Source organism: Glutamicibacter sp. GQ173, from assembly GCF_059759215.1.
The window spans coordinates 1-295 of the sequence record NZ_JCAXDT010000025.1; the positions used below are offsets into that span (position 1 = coordinate 1).

At 52.9% G+C, this 295-nt stretch carries 1 protein-coding gene; it reads right to left on the reverse strand.

Annotated features, from left to right (window positions below):
- Positions 1-16: 16 nt before the first annotated feature.
- The coding region (locus AC6CHO_RS17225; protein WP_498216705.1) for an IS30 family transposase at positions 17-295 on the reverse strand (279 nt) is incomplete at its 5' end.

Consider the following 295-nt stretch of genomic DNA (forward strand, 5'->3'; position numbering starts at 1 on the left):
CGGCGGATTCAGGCGGTCATTGCAACAAAAGAGATTCGATCAGTTCGATCGGCTTCTTAAACTCTAGTCGTTTGCGTGGCCTGTCATTGAGCTCGGCAGCGACCCAGTCAAGATCCTCAGCGCTGTGGATATCCAAATCAGTGCCTTTGGGGAAATACTGGCGCAGGAGCCCGTTGGTGTTCTCGTTGATACCACGCTGCCATGGCGAATGCGGGTCGCAAAAGTAAATCTCGATACCAGTATCCATCTTCACGGTTTTCCAGTCCTGCATTTCGATCCCCTGGTCCCAGGTCAG